We start from the raw sequence: 20405 nt of genomic DNA, 5'->3' as shown, positions 1-20405 counted from the left end.
GCGGAGAAAACGCTAACTGGCGCTGCCCGTTCGGTTCGGACGTGACCGACCCGCAAGTCCGACGGGCGTCCGCGGAGGACGCCGAACCGCTCGCGCAGGTGTACCGCAGCGCCTACCGAGAGAACCGCCGACTCGGGTTTCCCGCCAAGGCGGAGTCCGCGACGAGCGACGAGGTGGCGACGTGGATTCGGGAGAGCGAGGTCTTCGTCGCCGAGGTCGAGGGCGACCTCGTCGGCGGGGTCAGACTGGAGGCGACCGACCCGGACCGGACGAAACTCAGCCGCCTCGGCGTTCGCGAGAGTCGGAAGGGCGAGGGCGTCGGGCGGGAACTGCTGGACCGCGCCGAGCGGGCGGTCCGGGACCGCGGCTACGCAACCGTGTGGCTCACGACGCCCGAGGACCACCCGTTTCTCCCCGACCTGTACCGTCGTCGCGGCTACGAGAAGACCGGAGAGTACCCGCTGGACTACCGCGACTACGACGAGGTCGTCATGGAGAAGCGAGTCGAGTGAGGCCGACGCTCCGCGCAACTCCTAACCCTCCCGAGTTCCAATTGGGAGCCATGAGCGAACACGACGAGAGAGCGCGCGAGGACCTGCCCGAATCCGACGACGAGTGGCGCGAACGACTCTCCGAGGAGGAGTACCACGTCCTCCGGGAGGCCGGGACCGAGCGACCCTTCTCGGGCGAGCACGTGGACCGCAAGGACGACGGCACCTACGCCTGTGCGGGGTGCGGCGCGGAACTGTTCGACTCCGAGACCAAGTATGAGTCCAACTGCGGGTGGCCCAGTTTCTACGACACCGACGACGACCGCATCGAGACCCGGCGCGACACCAGCAACGGGATGGACCGCGTCGAAGTCGTGTGCGCGAACTGCGGCGGCCACCTCGGCCACGTCTTCGAGGACGGGCCGGAGCCGACGGGCAAGCGATACTGCATCAACTCGGCCGCGCTGGACTTCGACGAAGAGGAGTAGCGCGACGGCGACGCTGGCGGCCTCACTCCGGTACGTACTGCTCGTAGTCGAGTCGTCGGCCGGTGTGGCTCGCCAGAAGACTCGCCACGCCGAGTACCGGCGAGCGACCGTCGGACGGTCCCGAGCGCGGTCCGTCTACATTTCACACTGTTCCATCGACCGGCGGGCGAGGTACTCTACGGGAGCAGGTCGCGGTTCGTCTCGCTGCCGTACTCGGGAACTCGGCCGGAGTAGCTCACCGCCGTGAAGAACACGCCGAACGCCAGAAGCACCGCGCCGACGAGCAGTCGCCCGACACCTCCGGACTGGACGACGGCTGCCAGTCCCGCACTGCGTCCGACGCTCGACTCGGCGAGAACGCTCGGATCGACTCCGAGCCAGAAAGCCGTGAGACCGAGTGCCAGCACGCCGACCCGGAGCAGCACACCGAGTTCCTTCATCTCGACGTCGGCGGGGTCGCGGAATCCCGCGCGGATGGCTAGCCGTTCGCGGTACGGCCGCTCGCGCATCTTTCGGACGTAGGCCCCGGTCCTGTCCTCGTCGTCGGTTTCAGTCGGGTCGTATCCGCACTCACAGGGGGTCTCGGATTCCGGAAGACTCCCACCACATTTCGGACATGTCGTCATACGACGACCGAGTGTCGGCCATCAGTTATTAATTTGGTTTCACGAAACAGCGAGGAACGACCGCCGCTCGTCACGACCGACCGTCTCGTCAGAACTCGACGAGCGTCAAACGCCGAGTCGAACCGTGTTCTCCGTGATGGTCGAGATGTACTGGTCGCGGAGGTGATGCACGTCCTGTTCGACCGGTCCCTCCCAGCCGAGTTCGTCCACCGTCTCGTTCGTGCTGTCGGTGGTGACGCTCACGTACATGTCGCCGTTGCGGATGTCCTCCACCGTGCCGATTTCGACGCCGCCGTGCGTGACGACTCGCTTGCCGATGTGGTCGTCCGAGTAGTCGGCCATGCCGGAGGTTCGCCGTCCGGTCGGGAATGCGTTCGGGCCGACACGTCTGTCGGTTCGTCCCCGTTCGCGCCCGACAGCGAATCACACTTATGCCAGTCGAGCAACTACTCTCGGACGAGAACGATGAGTCGAACCGCCAGCGACGGGACGACCGCGGGAGAATCGACGCTCGACGCGGGCGAGTCCGACGCCACGCCGACCGAGTACGAGCGACTCCGGACGAAGAAGAAAGAGCGCCGGGGCAACGCCGAGCAGGCCGAGGTCCGGGACGTGTTCGTGGGCGAGAACCGGGTCGTCCTCAGAGTGGGGTTCGACTGGACGGCCGACACTCGGCGACTCGTCTACGACCTCGACGACGACCGGGGCGTGCTCAAACTGGAGGCGCTCGCGGAGTCGAACGGGTTCGACTTCGAGCAGGTGTCGTTTCTGGAGGGCGAGACGCTGTCGGTCGTCTACACCGGCGAGGAGTGGGTGCCGGAGGCGCACGTCTCCTACGTGGAAGGCGAGGGGCCGGTCGCCGAGACGTTCCTGACCGAACTCCGCCTGCTCGCGCGGGAACTGGCCCGGTCGCCGAAGGCACTCCGGCGGTTGGTCCGGGTCTCGCGGACGCTGACCACGAAGCAGTTGGTCATCGCAGTTATCATCGTGAAGAAACTGATTATCGTGGCCCTGATAGCGTGGCTGTTGCTGTAGGCGGGACGTGACCCTCATTGGAGGCGGCCGCGCCGACTCCGGGCGACGCGGAGCGACCCCGGACGGGCGGAAACGCTTTCCACCGCGCGGGCCTGATTCTCCCCGTGTCCGATTCAGTCCCCCCGGAGGCCGAGGAACTGCTCACCAGCGAACCGCTGATGGCTCACTTCGCCACCTGCGTGGACGACAGACCCCACGTCGCGCCGGTCTGGTACCACTACGACGACGGCGTGTTCGAGGTCCTGACCACCGGCCGGAAACTGGCGAACGTCCGCGAGAACCCCCGCGTCGCGGTGTCGGTCCAGAAGGACGAGGGCGGCCAGGCCCAGTGGATGGTGACCCTGCGCGGGACGGCTACCGTCGTCGAAGACGACGAAGAGACGCGGAAGGCGGCCGAGCGCATCAACTCGAAGTACGGCGCGGCCGCCGACGAGTACCCCGAGAACGTGCTGGTCCGAGTGGACGTGGGGTCGGCGAGCTATCAGACGTACTGAGGGCCGTTCGATAGGGAGATACCGGCGGTTACTCGACGGGGAATCGAAGGATGGCCGCCACGCCGCCGAACGCCTCACGGAACTGCCTGCCGCGGTCGAAGTCGGTGGGAACGACCAGACAGTCCCCGCCCTCCTCGTTCGCCCGGTCCTCGAACCGCTGGACCGCGTCGAACGACAGGTCCGCCGAGACCAGCACCGTCTCCACCGCGTCGTACTCCAGCGCCTCCTCGACCTGCTCGCGGCCGTAGACCACGTCGTCGCCGTCGTCGCTCCCGGCGTCGTTCAGCGCGTCGAAGAACCGGTCGAGTCGCTCGTGCATCTCCCGGCGCTCCTCGTCCTCGATGCGGTCGCCGGCCTTCTCGACCAACTGGCGAAGTCCCTGCTCGGAAGCGTACTCGACGGAAATCGGGTCGCCGACGAGTCGGTCTTCGAGGCGGTAGTCGAGGTGGTCGCCGTCGAGGAAGTCGTCCACCGTGACGGACGTGCCGCCCAGTAGCAGGCCGTCCACGTCGGTGCTCGCGCTGGTCGACTCCGCGTCGTGGTCGCCCAGAAACGCGCGCTCGGCCTCCTCGCCGACCGACTCGAAGAACTCCTCTTTCTGGCGCTCACGTTCGCGCTCGAACCGCTGGGCCGACTGGCCCCCGGCCTTGGTCTTGCCCATCACGTCGCTGTCGAACGTCTCGACCACTCGAACCTCGTCGTTCTCTGTCAGGCCGAGCGCCGCCCCGCCGCGTTCGACGACGAGCAGACCGAACGTCTTCGAGGAGGGGTCGGCAGCGTCCAGTACCTCGGTCTCGAACTCGTTTCCGCGCTCGTAGACGAACGTCGAGACCGGCGTCGGCAGGTCGTCGAAGACGTACTCGACCACCTCGTCGTCCACGACGCCAGCGTAGACCACCAGTCCGTTCTCGGGCGTGGTCTCGCGGTGCTGGAGGGCGTGCTGGACGGCCTCGATGGCGTCTCTGTACGCCGAATCCTCGCCCTCGCTGTCGAGGTACTCGGCCTCGGCCCGGTCCTCCTCGACGCGCTCCAGCGCCTCGCCGAGCGGTTTGTCCGGCGGAATCGCGACGGTCACGAGGTCGTTGTCGGTCGCTTCGGCGTTCTCGACGCGTTCGATTCGTTCGTGGCGTTCGTAGGCATCCAGATCCATCGTGAAGTGTGGTCGCTGGCAGGGCAGTTTCGGGGTCGCCAGCGACGGAAACCCCCCGTAGTCGAAGTCGAGTACGGGTCGCGCCGGATTGAGGGTTTGGGCCGAAGCAAAGGACGGTGCCCTCACCGGTAGGCCGTTCTCCGAGACTGCGATAGGGACCGCAGCGCGACGGCGCGTTACTCGCGGTCCTCGTAGTGGCCGAACACGTCTGTCACGTCTGGAGTAGCCCCCGAACCCGAAACGACGAGTCGGTCCGGTGGTAGAACGACACCGCGAGCGCACCGCCCGAACGCCGGACGACCGCAATTCTCGACGGGACGACCCGAAACCGTATCCGAATCGGTGCAGTACCGAGACTCGTACCCATGCCCGTCATCCACTTCGAGGAGGCCGACTCCGCCGAGCGCACCCAGATCGGTGAAGGAATCGTCAAGTTCGCGCGGCAGGCCGACCGCCTCGAAACCGGCCGCGTCGAGGGGAAGTACTTCCTCGACCACGAGGACGGATGCGAGGAGGGCGGCGAACGAATCGAAGCGGGCGACGAGTTCTACTTCGACACCGACACCGGCGACGTACTCTGCGGCGACCACGGCCGCGAGCGACGGGAGGGGCGCGAGACCTGACTCACCGAGCTACGAGTCGTCGCCACCGATAACGTCGTCCACCTGCCACTCGGGGAGGAGCATCATCTGCTCGTTCTCGGCCATCTCCTCGGTCGTCACGAATTCGAGGCGGTCGCCGCCCGCCACCGCGGTTCCGCCGTCCGCCACGTCGTCCCAGTGGTCGTACACCGCGTCGGGCACCCGGAGCTGTCGGCTGTCGTCGGGGATGGCGGTGCTGGTCAGGAACCGGATTCCCGGGTCGTCCTGTATGGGGTCGTAGAGCTGCGAAACGATGACTGCGCCGTCGGCCTCGCGCACGCCCCAGTAGGCCTCCCCGCCGGACTTCACCAGTTCGAGGTTGACGGCTTTCTGGGGAACCGGTAGCTCCTGAGAGTCGCCGCTGACTGACGCGCCGCCGAGTCGGTCGTAGTCGGGCATGGATAGAGGGTCGGCGGCCGCGCTGTTAGGTCGTGTGGCCGCCCGGCGCTCAGTTCTCGGTCGGTCCTCCGGAGTCTCGCACGCCGATTCGGTCGCCCGGGTCACGCTTCCAGAGGAGTCGCTGGGCGCGCTCGTCGGGGAGAACGCCGAGACCCGGGAGTCACCGATGCCGAGTCCGACGGTCACCGATGGCCTCGGCCCCGAGCGCCACCGACAGACCGATTTGTCCGGACGACGACCGTTCGCGCATGGCGAGTGCATCGAACGCCGAATCCCGGTCCGCGAGTCGGGCCGGGTCCGAGTTCAGGTCCGACGACGAGTCCGCCTCCGGGTCCGGGGGCGAGTCGAGTTCGCCGACGCTGTTCGACCGACTCGCGACCGTCGGGAGGGTCGTCTGGGCCGCCTTCCTCGCGTTCGTGGTCGTGTTCGCGCTGGTTCCCGTCGTCGCGCTCTGGTTCGGGACGGTCCCGTTCCCCGCGCCGCCGACGCGACCCTACTTCGCGCTCGTCGGCGGCGTGCTTGTCGGGACCGTGGCGCTGATAGCCGCGGGAATCTACGACGTGTAGGGCGGAGTCGGGCGTCGGATTCGGCAGGAACGCGGCCGAACGAGGGGTCTAAGTGCACCGGACAGTATTGCAGAGTATGGACAAAATTCGACCGTCGGAACTCGACGACCGGCTCCCCGACGACGCTTTCGTCCTCGACCTCCGGCCGCTCGGCGACTACGAGCGCGATCACATCGAGAGGAGCCACAACGCGCCGGTCTACGACGACCTCCGGGACGGCGACGTCGAGGTACTCGACCCGTATCTCGACCACGTTCCCGACGACGTCGAGGTCGTCACCGTCTGCAAGGCTGGCGTGGTGGCCGAGGAGGCGACAAGCTACCTGCACGAGCGGGGCTACGAGGCCACGACGCTCGCGGGCGGCTACACCTGCTGGCGACACTACGAGCAGAACACGAAGCTCCACCGACTCTCCTCGTTCCTCCGGGGCCTCGTCGCGTAGCGAGACACTTCGATTCTACTCGCGGCCGTACCCCCGGTAGACGTCGTGTCCACAGGCCTCGCAGTGAGAAGTGTCGGTACTGGTCTCTCGGGGCGGCGAGAGGTCGAGGTACCCTTTTGGAATCGCGGCGCTATCGTTCACGCATGAACGAGACGTCCTTCCGCGACCGGATGTACCCCTGCGCTCGCTGTTCTCGGGACGTGCGGGTCCGGTCGCTGCTCCACCACTACGAGATGCTCCACGACGAGTCGCTGGTGAGCGTTCGGCGCGACGGCACCCACACCTGTGCGCTCTGTCGGATGGAACTCCCGTCGCCCGACGAGAACAACGCGTGGAAACTCCGGGTGCGCCACTTCCGGGAGCATCACGGGAAGCGACTGGTCGAGACGGACGCGCTCCGGTGACGGGACAGTAGCGGTAGTGTGACCGGAGCGAAACGGACGTTTCAGTCCTCGCTGGACGCGGCGACGGTCGGCGAGTCGGCGGGCGTCTCGTCGGGCGCGGCGTCGAAGAGCGGACTCTGCTCGCCCGGCGTGAGCGTGTTGAGGACCAGCGCCGTCAGTGCGGTCATGATGACCGGTTCGCCGAAGAAGGTCCGGGCGGCCGACGGGAGGCCCTGAAGCGCCTCGGGGCGGGTGGCCACGCCGAGTCCCAGTCCGAGCGAGACCCCGACGATGACCATGTTGCGGCGGTCGAGGTCGGTGTGCAGGAAGACCAGACGCACGCCGCTCGCGGCGACCATCCCGGCCATCAGCAGGACCGCACCGCCGAACACCGCGCTCGGGATGGTGGTGACCGCGGCACCGACCTTGGGGCTGAAGCCGAGCAGCGCGAGGATGACGCCCGCGACGCCGACGACGTGGCGACTCATCACGCCGGTGAAGTTGACGATGCCCGCGTTCTGCGAGAACGACGTGACGGGGAACGCGCCGAACGCCGCGCCGACCGAACTCAGCAGGCCGTCGGTGAACAGGCCGCCGCGGAACTCCTCGTCGGTCGGCGTCCGGCCCGCCGCGGCCGTGACCGAGGACATGTCCCCGACGGTCTCCATCGCCGACACCAGAAACAGGAACGCGAACGTGACGATGGGGACCGGTTCGAAGGCGAACCCGAACGCGCCGGGGCGGGGGACCGCGAACCACGAGGCCTCGGCGACCGGCGCGAAGTTCACGAGACCGAACGCGACCGCGGCCGCGTAGCCGACGGTGATGCCGACGAGCGTACTCAGCAGCCGCGTGACGCCGGAGGTGAAGAGGTTGAGGACGACCGAGACGAACAGGACGAGCGCGGCGAGACCGACGTTGTGCATCGCGCCGTAGTCGCTCGCGCCGACGCCGCCCGCCGAGTAGTCGATGGCGACGGGAATCAGGTAGAGACCGATGATGACGACGACGAGTCCGGTGACCAGCGGCGGGAAGAAGGGTTTGATGCGCTCGAACTGCCAGCCGATGAGACCTTCGACGACGAATCCGGCGACGAGTATCGCGCCGAAGACGGCACCGAGTCCGGCGCTCGCGCCGATGCTCGTCGCCGCGCCGACGAAGGTGAAACTCGTCCCCATCACGATGGGGAGTCGCGCGCCGACAGGGCCGACGGTGTACGCCTGCACGACGGTCGCCAGTCCGGAGAACAGCAGGACCATCTGGACGATGTAGGCGGTGTCCGCCGCGCTCAGACCGACCGCACCGGCGACGATGTACGCCACCGCAGTCGCCGGGACTATCATCACCGCGACGTGCTGAATTCCGAGTAGTAGCGACTTCAGCCACGGCGGTTTGTCGTCGAGTTCGTATTCGAGTTCGATCTCGCCGTCCGTTTCGGTCGTCATTCTATACCCGGAGGTGCGAGTCGTGACCAATAATAGTTTCGCGTTCGAGCGCATATTCGCCTCCGCAAGAGCTATAATATGCAAAAATGTGTATAAAATTGGCCGAGCGGCGCGGGTTGCCTTGCGGCGCGCTACGAGGGCACCTTCGCTGTGGGAGAGAAGTCGGGGATGAGAAAGACGTTCGGCGGTGTGAACTACTCGTCGGGCGTGGCTGGCGGGCGTTTTTCGTCCGGTGGTCGCCGTCGATTCTGGTCGTACTACCGAGAGAGAACCAGCCACTGGCGACGCCATCGACGGCGACGAATCAGTCCCACGTCTCGTGAATCGTGACCTCGTAGTCCTCGACCGAGATGTCCACCAGACTCGTCGCCTCGTAGTCGGTCTCGTCGAGGGCCGTCTCGCCCACTTTCCGGATGACGACCGCGATGTCCACGATTTCCGCGCCGATTTCGTCCATCGCGTCGGTGATGGCCGCCAGCGTCCCGCCGGTCGAGAGCAGGTCGTCCACGATGAGGACCCGGTCGCCCTCCTCGACGTCGTTGATGTACATCTCCGACTCGGAGTAGCCGGTGGTCTGGTGGAGCGCCACCTCGCCGTCGAGACCGTACTCGCGCTTGCGGATGACCACGAGGGGAACGTCGGTCTGGAGCGAGAGCGCGGTGGCGATGTGGATGCCCATCGCCTCGGGCGCGACGATCTTGTCCACGTCGAGGTCCGCGGCCTGCGTGACGCCGACCACGACTTCCCGGAGGAGTTCGGGTTCGAGCATCGGCACACCGTTGCTTATCGGGTGGACGAGATACTGGTAGCCGTCTTTGTCCACGATGGGCGCTTCGTGCAGGGATTCGAGGAGTCGGTCCATGAAGTGAGTAGGGGCGAATGGCGGGAAAAACGGTTCGCTCTCCGCACGGGACCGACGGCCCTTCGCGGTTCGGGACTCGCGAGTTCTCGCGCACCGGGATACTCGCGAGTCCTCAGGTTCGGGGCTTACGAGTTGACGTTGGTCACCTTGAAGTGGAACGTCTCCTGCGTCCCGTCGCCGTAGACCAGTGTGGCCGAGAGGTAGCTCCCGCTGGGCCTGTCCTGCACCGGTTCGACCGTCAGCGCGACGTTACCGCCGTCGTAGAGACCGAAGTCCGCCTGCCCCGTCGTGCCCGGGTCGTAGACCGCACTGGTGTCGAGCGCGCGGAGCGTGCCGTCGACCGGGAACCCGTCGGTGCTGTCGGCGGTGCCGACCGCGTCACCGGCGAGTTCGACCTCGGCGCCCGACCGAGAGATGGTCTCGACCTGCACGTCGGTCTCCAGCGCGAACTGGTCGATACTGACCGACTGGTCGCCGACGTTTTCCAGCGTGAACGTCAGGCTCTTCGAACCGGAGGTCTCGGTGGACGCGCGAGCGATTCGGCCCGCGTCGCCGTCCTGTCCGCCGCCGCCGGAACCGGGGTCGGCGCTGGCGTCCGGGTTGGTCTCGTAGATAGTGCCGGACCCACCGACGGCGATGTCGTTGTTCTCCTGTTCGACGACCGCCCGGAGGTTGTACCCGGCCGGGGTAGCGTCCCGCGTCCACTCGCCGTTCGCGCGGTCGAACACGGCACCGGAGTTGCCGACCGCGTAGCCGTCGCCGCTCTCGATTTCCACGTCGCGGAGACCGGGCTTGCCGACCTTCGTCCGGAACCACTTGGGCGTCCCCTCGGCGTCGGGCGTGTAGTGGTAGACGACGCCGCTACCGCCGACGACCCAGACGTCGTCCGTCGCGTCCGAGTCGATGCCGTACAGCGACACGTCGGCGTCGGCGATGCCGATTCGGTTCCACGTCGTGCCGTCGCCCGTGTAGAACACCTTGCCGTTGCCGTTGACGAGGTGACCCTTCCGCGCGCCGAAGAAGTCGATGGCCCGGATGCCCGCGCCCTGACCGACGGTGACGTAGTTCCACGTCCCGCTGGCACCGTTCTCGAAGGAGTAGAAGACGTTTCCGGAGTCGCCCGCGACGTAGACGTTCGCCGCGCCCGCGTTGCCGGTCACCGCCACGTCGTTGAAGTTGTTCGTCGCGTCGTTGGGCGCGGAGTGGCTCTCTAAGTTGCCGGTCTCGACGTCGTACTCGCCTATCGCGCCGGAGGACCCGACGAACCAGAGGCGCTTGCCGTCGTCGGTCACGTCCGCGCCGAACAGCGAGTTTCCGTTCCCCGTCGGGCCGCCGCCGACGACCTTCTTCCAGCCCTCGTCAGTACGTTCGACGACGATACCGGAGCCGCCGACCGCGAAGCTGTTGCGCGCGGTCTTCTCGACGTCGTAGAGCGTCACGTCGACCGGACTCTTCACGGACTCCCACGAAGCGGTCTCCGCGGCGGCCGAACCCGCGCCGAGCGCGGAGGCCGCGACAGTCGCGCCACTCATCTGGAGGAATCGCCGTCTCGTCGTATCGCGTTCGCTCATGCTACAGTCGGCGCTGGTAGGCCGGTGACACTTCAAAGGCCGACTCTTTTTACGAGGTTTACACTGTTTAAATCCGCAATTGGGGGCCCGAATACTCGTAGACCTCGGAGCTGAGGAACTGGTCGACATCGCAAGGCCGCCGACCGCATCCGATGAATAAACAATGATAAACTGGAGAAATTTTAAAGGTAGATAACCGGAAAACACCGTTCGTACGTTAATTTGGGACGAAGAGTCACACCGTGTCGAACGACTCGCGCGCGCTCGACCACAGACGGAGTCCCACGGATGCAGCAGTGAGCACTGGTCGGCAGAACTATCGCCCCTCTCGGTACTGCGGTCGCAGATGAAAGGCCTCGGCACTCATAGGGCTCGTCACGACTGGTTGCCGAGACCAGTTCGGAGCAAGCGCCTCGTCATCGGCCAGTTCGACCTATCCGCTCCGGCGAAAAGACCCTTACTCCTTCCCGGCGAACCCCGGGCCGACCGAGAACCGGTCTCGGCGAGGCGAACGTACCGATGGCGAACCCCACAGTCAGCTTCGTCGTCCCCGCGAAGGACGAACAGGCGTCGCTCCCCGCGACGTTGGAGAGCCTCCGCGACCAGCGGACCGACCGCGAGTACGAGACAGTCGTCGTGGACGGCGACAGCGACGACGCGACCCCCGAAATCGCTCGGCGATACGACGCCGCGGTGGTCCACCAGCCGCGGGCCGCCGCCGACGGAGGGACTGGCTTCGCGCCGGGCATCGGCGACGCGCGCCACCGCGGCGCACAGTGGGCCGACGGCGACTGGCTGGCGTTCGTGGACGCCGACACGGTGGTCCGCCCGGAGTACCTCGATTCGATGCTCGGACTCGCGCGACGCGAGTCCCTCGCCGCGGCGTCCTCGCGCTGTCGGCTGGTCGGCCCGGCGCGAGCCAAGGTGATGGAGGCGACTATCAACCACGCGTTCCCGCGACTCGACCGGCCGGTCCTGCCGGGGTTCAACTGCTTCGTGCGCCGGGACGCCTACTTCGAGACCGGCGGCTTCCCGGACGTGCCCAACGAGGACACCGCGTTCAGTCGTGAGTTGGGCCGCGAGTGGCCGACCGGCTACCACCCGGACGTGCTGGTGGCGACCTCCGGGCGTCGAATCGCGCGGTCCGGGCTGACGGGGACGCTGTACCACTACCTGAAACTCGACTGGCGTCGCCTCCGGGCGGAGTACTGACGCCGAGACCGGTGCCGACAGGACCGCTGTCGCCGGACGGCGAGGGTCCACTCCGAGACCGGTTCACTCCGCGTCCGGTTCACTCCGCGTCCGGTTCACTCCGCGCCCGACTCCGAGCACGCCACCGACGCGCCGCAGCACGACGACCGGTACTGGTCGTGCTGGCGGACCAGTTTACATTCGCGGTAGCGGCGTCCGACCACCGCGCCGCAGTCGGCGCAGGTCAGGACGTACTTCGGGTCGGCGAACGGCGGACACCTGACCGACGCGTCCACCGCCTCGGCCCGGTCCTCGAACGCGGGACCGTGGTCGGTCGTCCCGTAGCGCTGGAACTGCTCGACGTGAATCAGTTCGTGGCGGAGCGTCGTGGTCCACTCGCCCACGTCGAACGACTCGAACGCGGCCCACGTCAGCGAGAGCGTGCAGGTCCGCAGGTCCTCGGGCGAGGACCCCACGCGGTCGGCCGCCGCACGCCAGTCTATCGGGTCGCCCACCTCGGCGTCGGGAATCTTGGGGCGCTTGACCGCGGCGGCCCGGCGCTTCGCGCGGGTCGAGACCTCCCACTCGACCGGCGCGAACTCGACGTCGAAGTCGTACTCGCGGGCCGCCTCCCGGCAGTAGGCCCGCGACCCCAGAATCAACTCCTCGTGGGTCCCGGCGTGGGCGAGCGCCCGGACCGTCGGGGACTGCTCGGGGTCGTCGTCGGGCGAGAGTCGGCGCGACTCGGACACGTCGTGTCTCTCCGTAGCGACCCCGACGAACCCCTCCCTCAAGAGTGTCCCGAACGACTAACTTCGCGTCCGCCGTCTAGTCGGCCATGGCAACAGACGCCGACGCGGACGGCGAGACCGACGAGGAGGTCCGGGTGTGGCTGGTCGAGCGCACGTACTCGGACGACGAGCAGAACCTCGTCATCCTCGTCTACGCGACGCCCGACGGGAAGCGGTACTTCCGCAAGGAGCGGGCGCTCACCAGTTTCAGCGACGAGCGCGACACCACCGCGGCCCTCGACGTGTCGGCGGACAACCTCGGTACCGTGGACGACCCCGAGGAGCGCGAGCAGTACGCGGCCGAGGCCTCGCGGGTCGCCGCGGAACGCGACCCCGACGACCCGATTTGAGCCGTCTCCGCTCGCGCGCTGCGATTCGATTCATCCCCTCGAACCGGCGTGTGCGTCCGGACGCTCCATCTCTCCAGAGGGCCGCCGTCCGGCCTTCTCGACTGCGCCGCCGCCACCGGTCAGACGATTCGCCGAACCACTGCTGAAAAAAGATTATTCGTCTGGGACTCCACTATCGGAACGAAAGATGGGTCGGACTATCGAATTTTCCGGTGGCTGGTTCCGTCTCCTCCTCTACGCGTCTCAGTTCGCTGCGCTTCTGCTGGTCCTGCTCTTCGTGGTACTCCCCCGCGATAGTTCCGCCAGTGTCCTGTTGGCGTCCTTGTTCGCGTTGTTAGCGGCCGCGACGGCGCTCGGCCTATGGCGGACGACGACGGATAGCGACGGGCGGAACAGTCTCGGTACGGCCGAGGACATCACGTACGACCCGTTTGCGGACCCCGGGCAGGCGGCCCGAGACCGCTGGGAGAAGGCGGTCCGTCGACTCCCCAGCGGAGACGACGAGCAGGACTGACTACTGGCCGCCGACAGCGACGGTCCGCTCACTCCGCGTCTTCGATTCGCTCGCGGGCCGCCGCGACCACGAGGGGGAGCGTAATCGTCGCGTCGGCGTAGACGCTCGCGTTCCGGGCGGCCTTCTCCAGTTTCCCCCACGACCGGGCCTCGTCGAGCGTCGCGCCCGAGAGACCGCCGGTCTGTGGCGGGTCCATCGTCAACTGGACCGCGTAGTCGTAGGCCTCCGGCGAGACCAGCATGGTCTGGAGGACGTAGTTCTTGGGCACGCCGCCACCGACCACCATCGCGCCCGCTTTTTCGGCCTCGAAGGCTTGGTCGGTAATCGTCGTCATGTCGGCCAGCGCGTCGAGCGTGAAGTCGGCGGTCTGGGAGTACATCCACGCCTGCAGACCCAGCACCGAGTCCTGAATCGCCGGGCAGTAGATCGGCACGTCGTTCTCGTAGGCCGCGGCCGCGACCCCCGCGCCCTCTGCGACGTCCTCGCGCTCGTTGACCTCGCTGTTGGCCCGGCCCAGTTCCTCGGTCAGGCGCTGGATGCTGACCGCGCCGCCGTCCTCGCCTTCCAGTTCGGGGAAGACCTCCGAGCGCAGGTGATTCTCGAACAGCGCGAAGTGCTCCTGCGGGAGGTAGACGTTGTAGATCCGGTCCACCTCCTCGTCGCGCAGTTGCTCGTCGTGCTCGCGCTCGGTCTTGTCCTCGGCGTGAACTTGCCCGTGGTGGTGCTTGCCGCCGATGGCCTCGATGGCGTCGTGGGTCAGGTTCGCGCCGGTCGTCACCAGCGCGTCGATGTGACCGTCGCGGACGAGTTCGGCGACGATGCGGCGCATCCCGGTCGGCACCATCGCACCGGCGAGACCGAAGAAGTTGGTCACGTCGTCGTCGCCCAGCATCTCGGCGTAGATGTCCACCGCCTCGTGGACGTCGGCCGCCCCGATACCGGCGTCGCCGTACGACTCGGCCAACTCGCCGACGGTCATGCCCGCCCGGACCTCGGCGTGGCCGATGGGGTCGTGGTGGAACGCTTCGCGGTGGCCGTCTTGGTCGTCGGTCATGTGGATTGCTGGTCGGCCCAGACGCTTGAACGCCGCGATTACGGAAGCGGTGAGAAAGAGACCGAAGTCGAACTGCTGACCCGTCAGTCCGCGGTCGGAGCGCGCTCGTCGCCCGCGTCGGCGGGGTCGGACAGCGCCGCCCCCGTCCGGAGTTGGTCGAGGGCGTCCGCCCCGTTGACGGCCATGAACACGAACCCGACCTTACTGATGAGGTCGAGGTACGTGACGACCATCACCTCGGTCCCCGTCTGGAGCAGGCCGACCCCGAGCGGGCCGAGAATCCACACGACGGGGTAGAGCGTCCACAGCACGACGGTCAGGTTCCGTAGCTTCGTGAACACCGCGTCCACGCGGTCACCGTGTAGCGTCGCCTGCCGGGGAAGCACGCTGAGTAACAGGTAGAGCAGGCCAACGTAGGCCACACAGCCGACCAGATACGCGACGTAGTTGTACGGTGCCGCGAGCAGGCCCGCGACCACGCCCGACCCGATGACGAGCACGTCCACGCCGACCAGCGCGGCGTACACCTTGCGCTCGGGGCGACACAGCATCCCGAGGTACAGCACCAACAGCGGCGTCGTCACCAACCAGTCGAGATACCGCGGCAGGTACAGCGCACCGCCGTTGGCCTGTACCTTCCCCATGCCGAGCGCCATCGAGAGGTACGCCACGGCCGCGAACCCCGTCACGGCGGCGAGTACCGCGTAGTGGGACCCGTATCGGCGCTCGGTGACGAGACGCCACAGCGGATAGACGGTTCCGACGGTCATGCCGAGCGTGCCGAGCAGGAACCAGACGACGATGAGTTCTATCATCAGTCGTTCACCTCCGCGGTCTGGAAGTCGGTGTCGTCCATCGGCCCGGCCCCGCGCGTGACGCGGAAGTCGTCGAGCAACTGGGAGAGTTCGGCCGCTCGCTCCGCGAGGTCGTCGGCGTCGTCTCGAACGTCCGCCAGCGTCTGTGTCTGGGCCTCGGCGGCCTCCGAGACGGACTCGGCCTGACTCGTCGTCTCCTCGCTAATCGACGCCACCTCGTCCACCATCTGGACGACCGCGGTCGAGGACTCGGCCTGATTCTCGGTCGCCGACTGAATCTCCTGAATCCGACTGTCGGTCTCCTCGACGTACTCCGCGATCTCCTCCAGCGCGTCGATGGCACCCTCGACCGTCTCGACCCCGGCGCTGATGCGCTCGCTGGTCTCGGTCATCCCCTCCACGGACTGGGCGGTCTTCTCCTGAACGCGCTCGATTCGGCCCTCGATTTCGGCCGCCGACTCCTTGGTCTCCTCCGCGAGGTTCTTCACCTCGTCGGCGACCACGGCGAACCCGTCGCCTTCGGCGTCGGTCCGCGCGGCCTCGATGGAGGCGTTGAGCGCGAGCATGTTGGTCTGCTCGGCGATTTCGGTGATGACCTCCACGATGTCGCCGATGGCTTCCATCTCGGCGTCGAGTTCCTCGATTTCGGCCGCGGTCCGCTCGGTCGCAGCCTCCACCGCGTCCATCTCCGAGAGCGCCTCCTCGGCTGCCCCCTTGCCGAGTTCGCCGGCGGCCGCGGCCTGCTCGGAGGTGGCGGCCACGTCGTCCACGGTCGCGGCGACCTGCTGGGCGCTGGCCGACAGGGTGTTCATCTCGCTGGCGACGTCGCCGAGTTGCTCGGTCTGATGGGCCGCACCCTCGGAGATTTCGCCCACCGAGTCGCTGACCTCCTCGCCGGTCGCCATCACCTCCTCGGCGCTGCTCTCTACGTCCACGACCGCGTTCGAGACGTGCGAGGCGAACCGCTTGACGTTCGCCACGGTCCGCTCGATGTCGTCCAGCATGTCGTTGAGCGAGGTCCCGATGGCGACCATCGCGTCGCTCCGGCTCTCGGTGTCCACGCGAACGCTGAGGTCGCCCTCTGCGGCCGCGTCCATCACGTTCTCGTAGTGGTTGGCCTTGGTTTCGAGGTGACCCGACAGCGCCTCGGCCTCTTCGCGGCGATTCTCCGCCTCTCGGCGGGCCTCCTCGGCGCTCTCTCTGGCCTCTTCGGCCTCGTCACGCGCGGTCTCTGCCTCGCGTATCTGCTCGCGCAGCGAGTCGCGCATCCGAGCGAACGAGTCGTACAGCGACCCGAACTCGTCGCGCCGCTTGGTCTCCAAGTCGACCTGAAGGTCGCCGCCAGCCATCGCGTCGGCCTTTCTGGAGAGTTGCCGGAGCGCGATGACGGTGTTACTGCCGATAGTGACCCCGACCAGCGCGAGGCTCACGACCGCCAGCAGGATGAGACCGACGATGTTCGAAGTGACCGCGTCGCTCAGGGCGTACGCCTCGCTCGCCGGTGCGTGGACGACGACGACCCAGTCGGACGACTCCATCGGAGAGTACCCCATCAGCATGCCGCCGTCCATCTGTGTGAATCCGGATTTCCCGGCACGACCGGCCTTCACCGCGGGGTTGTCCGCACCGCCGTGGTGACTCGACAGGAGTTTGCTCTCGTTGGGGTGAGCGAGGTAGTGGCCCGTCGAGTTGAGGACGACCGTGTAGCCGCCCTCGACGCCGCCGGTCAGCGACCGAGTCCGGTTCGCGATGTTGATCATGTAGACGACTCGCTTGTCCGTCTGGTTGGCAACCGGCGACATCACCGCCACGACCGGGAAATCGACGACCGGCACTCTGAACGGGTCGGTGACGTACACGTCGTTCTGGCCGTCGAACGTCGGCGGGTCGGCGGCGAACGGCGCGCCCTGCTCGGCCGGACTGACCCCGGCCATCGCGTCGCTCGAACTCGTCACGATGGTCCCCTCGGCGGCGTCGTAGTAGTGGACCGCGACGACGCCCTCGGGAACGTTCCCGTCGGCGACCATCCCCTTCAGATGCCCCCGGATGCGGTCGGTGTCGCCGCTCCGTAACGCGGCGTCACGGGAGGTCAGCCGCGTCTGTACCTTCACGCTCGATAGCCACGTGTCGAGGTTATCGGCCCGCGAGTTCGACACCGCCGTCAACTCCTCTTCGACGTCGTCCCGAACTTGGTCGGCAGTCTGGGCCTGCACCAGTGCGCCGACTGCGACGGTAACTGCGACGATTGATACCAGTGCGATAGCGAGTTTGAGCGCGTAGCTCCGGCGAATCTTTCCCAGAAATGGCCATCTGTGTCCCATCTTGGTTGTTCTCGAAAACGGATATGAATCGTAGAAAAATAAGCGTAGGTGTTCGTATCAACGCTGATAATCGCAGTCTGAGACCTGCCGGATAGTATACACGTGTAAGCCTACACGGTTGTACGCTAAAAACTGTAATGCCAACTACCGCGGGGGCCCGCGTGACGGTGGTCGAGCGCCAGCGGCGGTTCAATTAGCCGCACCCGAAGGTCGGCTGTCGGGGCCGGTTGGCCGCGGCCCGTCTCCACCGAGAACCGTCGCGTGACCGTAGCTCCGGCGACCTTCGCGGGTCGTTGAAACCCGGCGGACACGTATTTCAAGTTGAACGGGAGGCTTTTAATATTATCCCTTTGCAGGTGGGTCGGTGACGGGTCCCTCGTCTCGGTTCGGCGTCGCACAGTTCGGGCACTGCTACTCGCCCCGACTCCGGGCCAAATAGCGGTACAGCGCGACCGAGGCGAACAGGCCGAGGACGACCCCGAGCGAGGCGGGCAGCACGCCGCCCTGCGTGAAGGCGACGGCGGCGGCCAGTCCGAACAGCGCCACCGTCAGCGCCGCCCGTAGCCACCGACCGCGGTCGGTCGAACGGAGCGCATCGAAGCTCATTTCGCCGCCTCACAACCCGGTCGGCGCGTCGACGTAGGTCGTTTCGAGACCCCACTCCTCCGCCAGCGTCCGGAGCGACTGCACGCCGAACGTCTCGGTCGCGTAGTGACCTGCGAGGAAGACGGTGAGTCCGGCCTCGCGCGCCTCGTGGTAGGCTTTCTGCTTGCCTTCGCCCGTGATGAGGGCGTCCACGTCGTTCTCGACGGCCTCGTCCAGCCAATCGACGCCGCTCCCGGTCACGATGGCCACGTCCTCGATTCGCTCGGGGCCGAAGTCGAGGACGCGCACGCCCTGTCCGAAGTGGTCGAGTTCGGTTTCCAGCGTCTCGCGCAGGCGGTCGGTCGGAATCGGGTCCGGCGCGCGGCCGCGCTGGCCGACGTGCTCGGGACCCATCTCACCGAAGGCCGCCCGGTCTTCGAGACCGAGCAGGTCGGCCAGTCCCGCGGCGTTGCCCAACTCGGGGTGGGCGTCTAGCGGGAGGTGCGAGACGTACAGGGCCACGTCGTTCTCTATCAGGGGCGCGATGCGGTCGTACTGGCGGCCGGTCACGCGCTCGATGCCGCCCCACGAGAGACCGTGATGGGTGACCAGCGCGTCCGCGCCGCGCTCGGCCGCGGCCTCGACGGTCTGCTCGGCGGCGTCCACCGCGAACGCCACCGTCTCGACCTCGTAGTGGGCGGGACCGACCTGAAGCCCGTTGGCGCTGGCGTCCACGTCGGCGAAGTCGCTCGTGCGTAACTCGTCGTCGTATCGCGCGGTGAGTTCGGCGAGGTCCATTGTCTGGTTCGGTGTGAGTCGCGGAGCGGCTTGTATCTGTATCTCTGCGCGTTCGAACAGTCGTCGGTGGTCGAGTTGGAGTTGGAGAGTCGAACACGCCGACGTCCGGCGTTCAGAACCGAGGGCCTACTCGTCAGACGTCGCGGCGTCGGCGTCCGCGAAGACGAACTCCCGGAGCAACTTCCCGGCGAGCGCCGCGGCCTGCCCGTCGTCGCGGTCGTTGACCTCGACCACGTCGAAGCCAGCGACGGACCCGGTTTCGGCCACGTCGCGTACCACGTCGCGCATCTCGCGGGGCGTCAGGCCGAACGGTTCCATCGTCCCCGTGCCGGGCGCGAACCCGGGGTCGGCGGCGTCGATGTCCACGCTGAGGTAGACCGACTCGTCGCCGCCGAACGACGGTGTCCAGTCGGCCACCTCCTCCGGCGGGACGACCGTCACGTCCGACTCGCTGGCGCGCTCGTACTCCGCTTCGCTTCCGGTTCTCGCGCCGAGAATCACGGCTTCGTCGGCGACGTCGAGGACGTGACGAGTGACGGTGGCGTGGCTGAGTTCGTTGCCGTCGTACTCCTCGCGCAGGTCGAGGTGAGCGTCGAGACAGACGAAGGTGTCGGGGTCGGCCGCCCGGACGCCCGCGAGCGTGACCGTGTGTTCGCCCCCGAGCGTGAGCGGGACGGCGTCGTCCCACCGCACGTCGGTCAACACCCCTTCCAGATACTCCAGATACTCCTCGGCGTCGTCCCACGCTCGGACGTCGCCGTGGTCGTGGACGGAGCGGTCGGAGAAGTACAGGTCGGTTCGGGCGTCGTAGTCGTCGTACGTCCGCGAGAATCGCCGAATTCGGTCGGGACCGAACCGGGTCCCGGGTTGGAACGTCGTCGAAACGTCGAGCGGCGCACCCACCACCACGTAGGCCGCTTCCTCGCGGTCGGCGGACGCACCGGGGAACATCTACTGGAGAATCTTCCGCTGTTCTTCCAACTGGAGGTACTCGATCTCGTCGTCGGGCGAGAGGTCCACGTCGTCGGGCGTCTTGATGGTGATTGTCTCGTAGGTTTCGAGGTCCATGACCTGCGCCACGTTGTCGCTCTCGACGGAGACGACCTGACCCTGTTTGCGGTTGATGATGGGGACCCAAATCTTGGCGTCGACTGGCTGGGAGAGGCTTCGCTTCTTGCCGTCGAAGACGCCTTCTGCCTCGATGCGAGCCTTGGCGCTGCCGTGCTTGCCCGGCTTGGCCGTGCTGTAGGAGTTGATTTCGCACGCCGCGTCGTCGATCATCACGTAGTTACCTTCCTGCAGGTCCCGTACTTCCTTCTGCTCTTTTGCCATACGCCCGGATAGCGCCCGGGATAGTATAAACCGTTTGGAATGGGATTTCCCCGGATACGAG

General features: G+C 67.0%; 26 protein-coding genes and 1 pseudogene. 11 read left to right on the top strand and 16 right to left on the bottom strand.

Annotation, left to right across the window (positions count from 1 at the left end; all coding sequences use genetic code 11):
- Positions 1 to 41 precede the first annotated feature (41 nt).
- Complete coding sequence (locus NGM06_RS02295) at positions 42 to 512, top strand: GNAT family N-acetyltransferase (protein ID WP_254268747.1); 471 nt, start codon at positions 42 to 44, stop codon at positions 510 to 512.
- 50 nt (positions 513 to 562) lie between these two features.
- On the top strand, positions 563 to 979 hold the full coding sequence (msrB, locus tag NGM06_RS02290; protein ID WP_254268746.1) for a peptide-methionine (R)-S-oxide reductase MsrB: 417 nt from the start codon (positions 563 to 565) through the stop codon (positions 977 to 979).
- Positions 980 to 1155: 176 nt separating this feature from the next.
- Here the strand turns inward: msrB and NGM06_RS02285 are convergent, their stop codons facing one another.
- Positions 1156 to 1605: a hypothetical protein gene (locus tag NGM06_RS02285; protein WP_254268745.1), complete on the bottom strand. Its 450-nt coding sequence runs from the start codon at positions 1603 to 1605 to the stop codon at positions 1156 to 1158.
- 105 nt (positions 1606 to 1710) lie between these two features.
- Positions 1711 to 1947, bottom strand: a complete 237-nt coding sequence (locus NGM06_RS02280) for a DUF8593 domain-containing protein (protein WP_254268744.1) — start codon at positions 1945 to 1947, stop codon at positions 1711 to 1713.
- Between the two features lie 123 nt (positions 1948 to 2070).
- On the opposite strand from NGM06_RS02280, the gene NGM06_RS02275 reads away from it, so the two are divergent.
- Both NGM06_RS02275 and NGM06_RS02270 read left to right on the top strand, forming a co-directional pair.
- On the top strand, positions 2071 to 2640 hold the full coding sequence (locus NGM06_RS02275; protein ID WP_254268743.1) for a hypothetical protein: 570 nt from the start codon (positions 2071 to 2073) through the stop codon (positions 2638 to 2640).
- Positions 2641 to 2744: 104 nt separating this feature from the next.
- Positions 2745 to 3134 carry a pyridoxamine 5'-phosphate oxidase family protein gene (locus NGM06_RS02270; protein ID WP_254268742.1) on the top strand — a complete coding sequence of 130 codons (390 nt, stop codon included), beginning with the start codon at positions 2745 to 2747 and terminating at the stop codon, positions 3132 to 3134.
- A gap of 28 nt (positions 3135 to 3162) precedes the next feature.
- Here NGM06_RS02270 and NGM06_RS02265 read toward each other — a convergent pair whose 3' ends face one another.
- Positions 3163 to 4284 carry a Vms1/Ankzf1 family peptidyl-tRNA hydrolase gene (locus NGM06_RS02265; protein WP_254268741.1) on the bottom strand — a complete coding sequence of 374 codons (1122 nt, stop codon included), beginning with the start codon at positions 4282 to 4284 and terminating at the stop codon, positions 3163 to 3165.
- Between the two features lie 365 nt (positions 4285 to 4649).
- Between NGM06_RS02265 and NGM06_RS02260 the strand changes: the two genes are divergently transcribed.
- Positions 4650 to 4907, top strand: coding sequence for a DUF8075 family protein (locus NGM06_RS02260; RefSeq protein ID WP_254268740.1), 258 nt, complete (start codon positions 4650 to 4652; stop codon positions 4905 to 4907).
- Between the two features lie 9 nt (positions 4908 to 4916).
- On the opposite strand, the gene NGM06_RS02255 is transcribed toward NGM06_RS02260, so the two are convergent.
- Complete coding sequence (locus tag NGM06_RS02255; protein WP_254268739.1) at positions 4917 to 5510, bottom strand: hypothetical protein; 594 nt, start codon at positions 5508 to 5510, stop codon at positions 4917 to 4919.
- 62 nt (positions 5511 to 5572) lie between these two features.
- On the opposite strand from NGM06_RS02255, the gene NGM06_RS02250 reads away from it, so the two are divergent.
- Positions 5573 to 5890 (top strand): hypothetical protein, encoded by a 318-nt coding sequence (locus NGM06_RS02250; RefSeq protein WP_254268738.1) that lies wholly within the window; start codon positions 5573 to 5575, stop codon positions 5888 to 5890.
- Between the two features lie 76 nt (positions 5891 to 5966).
- Positions 5967 to 6332 carry a rhodanese-like domain-containing protein gene (locus tag NGM06_RS02245; RefSeq protein ID WP_254268737.1) on the top strand — a complete coding sequence of 122 codons (366 nt, stop codon included), beginning with the start codon at positions 5967 to 5969 and terminating at the stop codon, positions 6330 to 6332.
- A 15-nt stretch (positions 6333 to 6347) separates the two neighbouring features.
- Here NGM06_RS02245 and NGM06_RS24100 read toward each other — a convergent pair whose 3' ends face one another.
- Entirely contained in the window at positions 6348 to 6473 is a 126-nt protein-coding gene (locus NGM06_RS24100; RefSeq protein ID WP_256567982.1) for a hypothetical protein, read from the bottom strand.
- A gap of 2 nt (positions 6474 to 6475) precedes the next feature.
- Here NGM06_RS24100 and NGM06_RS02240 point away from each other — a divergent pair, with 2 nt between their 5' ends.
- Entirely contained in the window at positions 6476 to 6736 is a 261-nt protein-coding gene (locus NGM06_RS02240) for a hypothetical protein (RefSeq protein WP_254268736.1), read from the top strand.
- A 41-nt stretch (positions 6737 to 6777) separates the two neighbouring features.
- Here NGM06_RS02240 and NGM06_RS02235 read toward each other — a convergent pair whose 3' ends face one another.
- From NGM06_RS02235 to NGM06_RS02225, 3 genes and pseudogenes are all read right to left on the bottom strand, one after another.
- The gene (locus tag NGM06_RS02235) at positions 6778 to 8160 is read right to left on the bottom strand and encodes a uracil-xanthine permease family protein (RefSeq protein ID WP_254268735.1); all 1383 of its coding nucleotides are present in this window, start codon (positions 8158 to 8160) and stop codon (positions 6778 to 6780) included.
- Between the two features lie 304 nt (positions 8161 to 8464).
- Positions 8465 to 9022, bottom strand: a complete 558-nt coding sequence (gene hpt, locus NGM06_RS02230) for a hypoxanthine/guanine phosphoribosyltransferase (RefSeq protein WP_254268734.1) — start codon at positions 9020 to 9022, stop codon at positions 8465 to 8467.
- Between the two features lie 605 nt (positions 9023 to 9627).
- A pseudogene (locus tag NGM06_RS02225) lies at positions 9628 to 10593 on the bottom strand (twin-arginine translocation signal domain-containing protein); the annotation flags it as partial.
- 519 nt (positions 10594 to 11112) lie between these two features.
- On the opposite strand from NGM06_RS02225, the gene NGM06_RS02220 reads away from it, so the two are divergent.
- Positions 11113 to 11805: a glycosyltransferase family 2 protein gene (locus tag NGM06_RS02220; RefSeq protein ID WP_254268732.1), complete on the top strand. Its 693-nt coding sequence runs from the start codon at positions 11113 to 11115 to the stop codon at positions 11803 to 11805.
- Between the two features lie 95 nt (positions 11806 to 11900).
- Here NGM06_RS02220 and NGM06_RS02215 read toward each other — a convergent pair whose 3' ends face one another.
- On the bottom strand, positions 11901 to 12446 hold the full coding sequence (locus NGM06_RS02215; RefSeq protein ID WP_254270062.1) for a SprT-like domain-containing protein: 546 nt from the start codon (positions 12444 to 12446) through the stop codon (positions 11901 to 11903).
- Between the two features lie 176 nt (positions 12447 to 12622).
- Between NGM06_RS02215 and NGM06_RS02210 the strand changes: the two genes are divergently transcribed.
- Together NGM06_RS02210 and NGM06_RS02205 are read left to right on the top strand one after the other, a co-directional pair.
- Positions 12623 to 12925, top strand: coding sequence for a DUF7967 family protein (locus NGM06_RS02210; protein ID WP_254268731.1), 303 nt, complete (start codon positions 12623 to 12625; stop codon positions 12923 to 12925).
- A gap of 187 nt (positions 12926 to 13112) precedes the next feature.
- Positions 13113 to 13439 carry a DUF8000 family membrane protein gene (locus NGM06_RS02205; protein WP_254268730.1) on the top strand — a complete coding sequence of 109 codons (327 nt, stop codon included), beginning with the start codon at positions 13113 to 13115 and terminating at the stop codon, positions 13437 to 13439.
- A 28-nt stretch (positions 13440 to 13467) separates the two neighbouring features.
- Here the strand turns inward: NGM06_RS02205 and NGM06_RS02200 are convergent, their stop codons facing one another.
- The 7 genes from NGM06_RS02200 to NGM06_RS02170 form a co-directional block, all read right to left on the bottom strand.
- Positions 13468 to 14493, bottom strand: coding sequence for a deoxyhypusine synthase (locus NGM06_RS02200; protein WP_254268729.1), 1026 nt, complete (start codon positions 14491 to 14493; stop codon positions 13468 to 13470).
- A gap of 83 nt (positions 14494 to 14576) precedes the next feature.
- Positions 14577 to 15308, bottom strand: a complete 732-nt coding sequence (locus NGM06_RS02195) for a bacteriorhodopsin (RefSeq protein ID WP_254268728.1) — start codon at positions 15306 to 15308, stop codon at positions 14577 to 14579.
- A complete protein-coding gene (locus NGM06_RS02190; RefSeq protein ID WP_254268727.1) occupies positions 15308 to 17629 on the bottom strand; it encodes a methyl-accepting chemotaxis protein in 2322 nt (773 codons plus the stop codon). Before NGM06_RS02190 ends, NGM06_RS02195 begins: the two co-directional genes overlap by 1 nt.
- 411 nt (positions 17630 to 18040) lie before the next feature.
- Positions 18041 to 18235 (bottom strand): hypothetical protein, encoded by a 195-nt coding sequence (locus NGM06_RS02185; RefSeq protein WP_254268726.1) that lies wholly within the window; start codon positions 18233 to 18235, stop codon positions 18041 to 18043.
- 9 nt (positions 18236 to 18244) lie between these two features.
- On the bottom strand, positions 18245 to 19012 hold the full coding sequence (locus tag NGM06_RS02180; RefSeq protein WP_254268725.1) for a Nif3-like dinuclear metal center hexameric protein: 768 nt from the start codon (positions 19010 to 19012) through the stop codon (positions 18245 to 18247).
- Positions 19013 to 19138: 126 nt separating this feature from the next.
- Positions 19139 to 19963 (bottom strand): agmatinase, encoded by an 825-nt coding sequence (speB, locus tag NGM06_RS02175; RefSeq protein WP_254268724.1) that lies wholly within the window; start codon positions 19961 to 19963, stop codon positions 19139 to 19141.
- Positions 19964 to 20344 carry a translation initiation factor IF-5A gene (locus NGM06_RS02170; protein ID WP_163520296.1) on the bottom strand — a complete coding sequence of 127 codons (381 nt, stop codon included), beginning with the start codon at positions 20342 to 20344 and terminating at the stop codon, positions 19964 to 19966.
- Positions 20345 to 20405: the final 61 nt, after the last annotated feature.

Origin of the sequence: Halorussus aquaticus, assembly GCF_024218795.1 — an archaeon.
Classification (GTDB): domain Archaea; phylum Halobacteriota; class Halobacteria; order Halobacteriales; family Haladaptataceae; genus Halorussus; species Halorussus aquaticus.
Note: the sequence above shows the minus strand (reverse complement) of the source record. Positions and strands in the feature narration are given on the sequence as shown.